Origin of the sequence: Dactylosporangium sp. NPDC051485, from assembly GCF_040682015.1 — a bacterium.
In the GTDB taxonomy this organism is placed as follows: Bacteria; Actinomycetota; Actinomycetes; order Mycobacteriales; family Micromonosporaceae; genus Dactylosporangium.
In genome coordinates, this window is record NZ_JBFAZW010000216.1 from 1 (window position 1) to 6,271 (window position 6,271).

General features: G+C 72.2%; 6 protein-coding genes and 1 pseudogene. 3 read left to right on the top strand and 4 right to left on the bottom strand.

Annotated features, from left to right (window positions below; genetic code table 11):
• Window positions 1–210 (bottom strand): annotated as a pseudogene (locus tag AB0M46_RS50690) (hypothetical protein); the annotation flags it as partial.
• Window positions 211–333: 123 nt separating this feature from the next.
• On the opposite strand from AB0M46_RS50690, the gene AB0M46_RS50695 reads away from it, so the two are divergent.
• On the top strand, window positions 334–1,617 hold the full coding sequence (locus AB0M46_RS50695) for an alpha/beta fold hydrolase (RefSeq protein WP_363348846.1): 1,284 nt from the start codon (window positions 334–336) through the stop codon (window positions 1,615–1,617).
• Window positions 1,618–1,649: 32 nt separating this feature from the next.
• Here the strand turns inward: AB0M46_RS50695 and AB0M46_RS50700 are convergent, their stop codons facing one another.
• Window positions 1,650–2,537 carry an SDR family NAD(P)-dependent oxidoreductase gene (locus tag AB0M46_RS50700; protein ID WP_363348848.1) on the bottom strand — a complete coding sequence of 296 codons (888 nt, stop codon included), beginning with the start codon at window positions 2,535–2,537 and terminating at the stop codon, window positions 1,650–1,652.
• Window positions 2,538–2,659: 122 nt separating this feature from the next.
• Between AB0M46_RS50700 and AB0M46_RS50705 the strand changes: the two genes are divergently transcribed.
• On the top strand, window positions 2,660–3,241 hold the full coding sequence (locus tag AB0M46_RS50705) for a TetR family transcriptional regulator (RefSeq protein WP_363348850.1): 582 nt from the start codon (window positions 2,660–2,662) through the stop codon (window positions 3,239–3,241).
• 1 nt (window position 3,242) lies between these two features.
• On the opposite strand, the gene AB0M46_RS50710 is transcribed toward AB0M46_RS50705, so the two are convergent.
• Entirely contained in the window at window positions 3,243–3,968 is a 726-nt protein-coding gene (locus tag AB0M46_RS50710) for a TetR/AcrR family transcriptional regulator C-terminal domain-containing protein (RefSeq protein ID WP_363348852.1), read from the bottom strand.
• A 24-nt stretch (window positions 3,969–3,992) separates the two neighbouring features.
• Between AB0M46_RS50710 and AB0M46_RS50715 the strand changes: the two genes are divergently transcribed.
• Window positions 3,993–5,123 (top strand): FAD-dependent monooxygenase, encoded by a 1,131-nt coding sequence (locus tag AB0M46_RS50715; RefSeq protein WP_363348854.1) that lies wholly within the window; start codon window positions 3,993–3,995, stop codon window positions 5,121–5,123.
• A 53-nt stretch (window positions 5,124–5,176) separates the two neighbouring features.
• On the opposite strand, the gene AB0M46_RS50720 is transcribed toward AB0M46_RS50715, so the two are convergent.
• Window positions 5,177–6,271 (bottom strand): RICIN domain-containing protein (locus AB0M46_RS50720; protein ID WP_363348856.1); only part of this gene is annotated, 1,095 nt, incomplete at its 5' end.

Consider the following 6,271-nt stretch of genomic DNA (forward strand, 5'->3'; position numbering starts at 1 on the left):
CAGCGCCGCCCGGTCCGCACGTAGCCGCTCGGGCGGGTCGCGGCGCTTGGCGAACGGGCAGTACGGGCAGTCGTAGTTGCAGCTGGCGAGCGGGCGCGCGTCCGGCCCGGCGCCGAACCACCATGGCCGCAGCGGCCACCACAGCACCTGCAGCAGCACGACCGCCGCCGGCACCCGCAGGTCGCGCCATGCCGGCCCCCACTGACCCATGCCACGAGCGTACGGGCAGGCCTGTGGCGGGGCGGCCCCCCGCCGAGCGACGGGGTACCGGCCCCGGGCATCCCATCCGCGGGCACGACGAGACCGCCCGTTCGGCCGCCCAACATGATCCTCATGGTTCGTACCTTGCTGCGCCGTTGCGCCGGCGGCGTGCTGCTGCCCGTGGCTGTCGTCTGCGCCGTGGCCGCGGGCGCCGCCGGCTTTTTCGCCACCGCCGCCGCTACCGCCTGGATCCCGCTGCTGTGCGCAGCCGGGCTTGTCGCGCTGTCCGCCGTCGCCTACCTGCTGGCCTGGCCGGCGTTCGCGCTCCTCGCCGTCCGGCGCCGGCGACGTGCGGCGACAACGTTCGCGGCCGGCGTGGCCGTCGTGGTCGGCGGGCTCGCCGCGGTGACCGTGTTTCGGCCCGGCCCGCACCCGGCTGCCCCGGCCCCGCCCGCCGGCGTGCGGTTCTGGGACCTGCCGACGGGGTCTCGCATCGCGTACGCCCACGCCGCCGCCACGGGCACGCCCCGGCCCGCGCCGGTGATCTTCCTGCACGGCGGCCCCGGCACCCCCGGCGACGGAATGCCCAGGGCCGGCACGACGCTCGCGGCCGACGGATTCGAGGTGTACGCCTACGACCAGCTCGGCGCCGGCCGCTCCACCCGGCTCGGCGACGTGACCGGGTACACCGTTGCCCGGCAGGTCGCCGACCTCGAGGCGATCCGCGTGACGATCGGCGCCGACAAGATCATACTCATCGGTCAGTCGTGGGGCGGCTCACTCGCCGCGCAGTACCTCGCCGCGCACCCTCAGCACGTCGCGCGGGCGGTCTTCACCTCCCCGGGGCCCATCTGGCCGGGCGCCTACCCGGACGACGGAGGCGGCGGCGACCCTTGGGCCCGGCTCAGCGCGGACCAGCGCGAGCGCCGCGACGACCTGCTCAGCTCGCCGCGGGTCGCCGTGCAGTCGATCCTGCAGGCCATCAACCCGAACGCGGCGCACGCCCTCGTCGGCGATGACGAGGCCGACGCGCTGCTGCACACCATCGCGGTGCTCGGCAAGGACACCACCGGCTGTCCCGGGGCGTCGGCGGCGAAGGTCCACGACAACCACCAGGGGTTCTACGTCAACCAGCTGACGGTCGAGGACTTCGCGCACGTGCCGGACCCCCGGCCGGCGTTGCGGCAGCTGCGGGTGCCCGCCCTCATCATGCGCGGCGAATGCGACTTCGTGCCGTGGGTGGAGACCTACGAGTACCGGCGCACGCTCCAGCAGGCGACGCTGGTGTACCTGCCACACACCGGACACAGCCTCGAAAGCGGTCAGCCGGACGCGTACGTCGCGCTGTTGCGCGCATACCTGCGCGACGAGCCGCTGCCGCTGCCCGCGTACACCTCCGCCGACCCACCCTCCTGAGCGCCGGGGCCCCCACCGCGGGTGCCGCCGGCCTACCGGGCGGCCATGAACGCCGAGATGCCGGTGTCGGCGGCGAAGGCGGTCGCGGTCGCCTCCGCCGCCCGGTTGAAGGCGGTGATCGCCTCGTACTGGGCGGCGGGCGCGACCACGGTCCGCCGCGGCCGCTTGCCGTCCGGGGTCTCGACCAGCTGCACGATGGCGTCGGAAACCTCGCTGGCCTCGCCACCGATCTCGGCCGATCGGGCGGTGAGGGCGGCGACGTAGCCGCCGAACGCGTCGCCGTAGATCGCCATCCGCTCCTGGTCGGCCGCCATCGTGGCGTTGACGCCGATGCTGGTCGGGTACGACGCCGCGTCCAGGATGACCGATTCCACCCCGTGCGGGGCCAGTTCGTCGTGCCAGGCTTCGGTCAGCGCGGCGACGGCCGCCTTGCTCGCCGCGTAGAGGCCGCTGAACGGCACCGTCACCCGTGCCGCGGCCGAACCGATCTGGATGAGCACGCCCCTGCCCTGCCGGCGCAGGTGCGGCAGGGCGGCCCGGTTCATCCGCACCGCGCCGAGCACGTTGACGTCGAACTGCGCCTGCACCTGCGCCGCGGTGAACGCCTCGGCCGGGCCGACGAAGATCCCGCCGGCGTTGTTGATCAACACGTCGAGGCGGCCGACGGCGGCGATGACCTCCTCGACCGCCCGGTCCGCGGACTCCTGATCGGTCACGTCGAGCTCGATGACCCGCAGGTCGACGCCCTCGATCGCGGCGAGCTCGGCGGCCGCCTTCTCGTTGCGGCCGCGCACGTCACGCACGCCGGCGAAGACCCGGTGGCCGCGCCGGGCCAGGCTCTGCGCCGTCAGCCGGCCGAAGCCGCTGCTGGCCCCGGTCACCAGCACCACACGCTGCTCGCCGAAGGTCTCGTCAGTCATCGCCGGTCCTCCCGAACCTAAATGGGGTGGCACCCCGTTTCCGTCTTCCACGTTAACTGGGGTGCCACCCCAGTTGTCAACGGGCTACGATTCGGGTCACGTTTGCGGAGGTGCGAGACCTGATGGCGGACACGCGATCGCGACGGGCGGACGCGCAGCGCAACTACGAGTCGATCGTCGCGGCGGCCGAAGCCGAGGTGGCCCGATCCGGCGCGGACGCCTCACTGGAGAAGATCGCCCGGGACGCCGGGGTGGGTTCCGCCACGCTGCACCGGCACTTCCCCACCCGGCAGGCACTCCTCGAAGCGGTCTTCCACGACCAGGTCGAAGGACTCTGCGCACAGGCGCACGAGCTCGCCGGCAACGCCGACCCCGCCACGGCCCTCGCCGATTGGCTGCGGGCCGTCGCGGTCCACGGCGCCATCACACGCGGCCTCGCCGCGTCGCTGCTCGCCTCGGGCCGGGCGCCGACAACGCCCGCCACGAGCAGCTGCGAGGTCATGCTCGTCGACGCCGGCGGCGCACTGCTCCGACTCGCTCAGGATGCCGGGACGGTGCGGCCGGAGGTCGCCATCATCGACCTGCTCACCCTGGCGAACGCGGTCTCGCTGGCCACCGAGGACGCCGGCGTTGCCGCGCGGCTGATCGCGCTCGCCACGGAGGGCATCCACCTGCACGCCAACGGGGTACCGGCAGCGCGGTAGGTCACGTGCCGGGACGGCCGGTGATGCCGTCCAGGATGGTGATCAGGTTGTGGTGGAAGGTCTCCTCGGCGTTGAGGTGGGCGCCTTCGATGACGAGCCGGGCGACGGTGGGGTAACGGCCCGTTTCGAGCATGCGTGTCAGGTAGGGCCCCAGGGCGGCCTGCCAGGCGGACACGTCGGTGCCGGTCACCCGGGCGGTGCGCCGCTCGGTAATCTCCCTGCGGAGCGCTCCGACGATGAACGCGTTGAGGGCACCCAAGGCCCGCTGGAGATCGTCGATGCCGCGCACGCCGGGGGCCTGGCTGAGCGCCGCCGCGGTCGACTCACCCACGGCGAGCGCGTGAGGTCCCAAGTGCGGCCTTGCGCCGAGCAGGTCGGCGAACCACTCGTGCTCAAGAGCGGCATCGCGGGTCCGGTGCACGACGGCCAGGACCGTGGCGCGCCACCCGGCGTGCTGGCCGGCCTCGGCGATCTGGGCGTACACGGCGTCGACCATCAGATCGAGCAGTTCGGATCGGTTGATCACGTAGTCGTAGAGCCGCATCGGAGCAACACCGAGTTCTTTGGCGATCTTGCGTACCGATAGCCCGTCGAGGCCGTGCGCGTCGGCGAGCCGGATCGCCGTGGCGGCGATCTTCGCCCGGCTCAGCGGCACCGGCGCCGCCCTCGGCGCAGGCTCGGGCCGTTCCCAGACGGGCAGCGGTGCGCTACCGTACGGCGTATCCATAAGTTACAGCGTACGGTAAGGGAGATGACGATGCGAATCGCGATCGCCGGTGGTGGCCTCGGCGGCCTGACGCTGGCCCGAGTCCTGCACCGGCACGGCATCAACGCGGTGGTGTACGAACGCGAGGCAAGCCGATCCGCGCGCTCACAGGGCGGATCGCTCGACCTGCACCCGGAGTCCGGGCAACGGGCTCTGGCCGATGCGGGCCTCACCGGCCGGTTCCGGTCCGAGGCACGGCCGGAGGGCGAGGAACTTCGCATCCTCGACCCGGCCGGGCGCACCCTCCTGCACCACGAGCCACCACCCGGCTCATTCGCCGGACGCCCCGAGATCGACCGCGGCGCGCTGCGCGATCTCCTGCTCGATTCGCTCCCCGGCGACGCGGTGGCCTGGCAGCGCCGGCTCGTCGCGGCGGCGCCACGACCCGGCGGAGGCTTCGGGCTGACGTTCGATGGCGGCCACCGCGCCGACTGCGACGTCCTCATCGGCGCCGACGGCGCGCGCTCGGTCATCCGATCGCTGCTGACGGACGTGGCACTGTCCTACGTCGCCACCTTGGTGGAGCTCAGCATCGCCGACGCCGACCGGCGCCACCCGGATCTCGCCGAGCTGGTCGGCCGCGGAAACCTCTGGTGCATCGGCGTGAGCCAGATCCTGGCAGCGCAACGCCAGGGCGACGGCAGCATCCGGGTCGGGATCTCCCTGCGCGCGGACGGCCGCCACCTGGACACCTACCGCAGCAAGCGCGCCCTGCTGGACATCTTCGCCGGCTGGGACCCCGGCCTCACCGCACTCATCGAAGCCGGCGACGGCCCGCCGACCCCACGCAGGATCGAGGCGATGCCCACCGGGACACGCTGGACCCACCGGCCGGGCATCACCCTCATCGGTGACGCCGCGCACCTCATGGCGCCGGTCGGCGAGGGCGCCAACCAAGCCATGCTCGACGCCGCCGAACTCGCCGCCGCACTCGCCACCAACCCCGCCGACCCCGGCTCGGCGATCCAGGCGTACGAGGAGGCGATGTTCGCCAGAACCCACCCGATCGCCGAAATGTCCGCGAGAGTCCAGGCGATGATGCTGTCCCCCACCGCGGCCGACGACATCATCCGCTTCTTCACGCAACAGCCCGCCGAGCCGGCCCCCGCGGACTGACAACGGTGATGGCTGCCCCGCGACGGGAGCAGCCATCGACCGTTTCGGATCATTTATCCCTTGTACTGCGCGACCACCCGGGTGAAGTCCCAGGCGTTCTGGCTCACGCCGCTGCAGGTGTCATCGTTCGGGTACGCGCCCGGGCACGGCCGGTCGCGGTTCTGCGACCAGTACGTGAAGCGCGCGATGTGGTGCAGCTGCGCGTACGCCAGGATCGTCTGGAAGTCGGCCACGGTCACGCGGGCGCCCTCGTCGGTGATGCCGTTCATCGACGAGATGCCGACGTGGCGGTACGCGGTGTCGTCGTTCCAGCCGTAGGCGGTCTTGAGGCGGTTCTTGAGGCCGTCGGCCGCCTGGGTGGTGAGCTGGCCCTGGTTGCCGGTCGAGTTGCCCCAGTCGAACGTCATGATGCCCCAGCCGTCGATCACGAGGCCGGCCGCGGCCGCCCGGTTGATCAGCGAGGCGTCCGGTCCGCTGGTGCCGCTGCCCAGGGTGATGTAGATGACGATGCCGGGGTTGTTCGCCTTGATGGTCTTCAACGCGTCGACGGTCTTCTGCTGGTCGGTCGCGTTGTTGTACGGGGTGCCCTCGATGTCGATGTCGATGGCCTTGAGGTTGTACGCCGAGATGACCTTCTGGTAGGCGGCGGCGAGCGCGGTGGCGCTCGTGCAGTAGTGCTCCAGCCACGGGCCCGACGCGCCGCCGAACGAGATGACGACGTCGCCGCCGTTGGCCCGGATGGTGTTGATCGTGGACTGGTCAACCCCGCCGGTCAGGGCGCGGCCACCGTCCCAGAGCGGGTTGCAGTTGCCGTTGTTGAGCATGAACGCCATCGTGAACCACCGGACACCGGTCGCGGACATGACCGTCGCCGGGTTCGGCGGGTTGCCCCAGCCCTCGTAGAGGTACGGTGCCGCCGCCATGGCGCCCGGGCCGGGCGGGTTGCTGGTCGGCGGGGTGCTGGTCGGCGGGTTGGTGGGGCCGCCGCCGGGCAGCGTCCACTTCTGGTTGGCGCCGCCGCCGCAGGTCCAGATCTGCAGCCGGGTGCCGTCCGCCGAGCTGACCCCGGTCGCGTCGAGACACTTGCCGGACCCCGTGTTGACGAGCTGACCGTTGCTCGCCGTCCACTTCTGCGCATTCGTGCCATT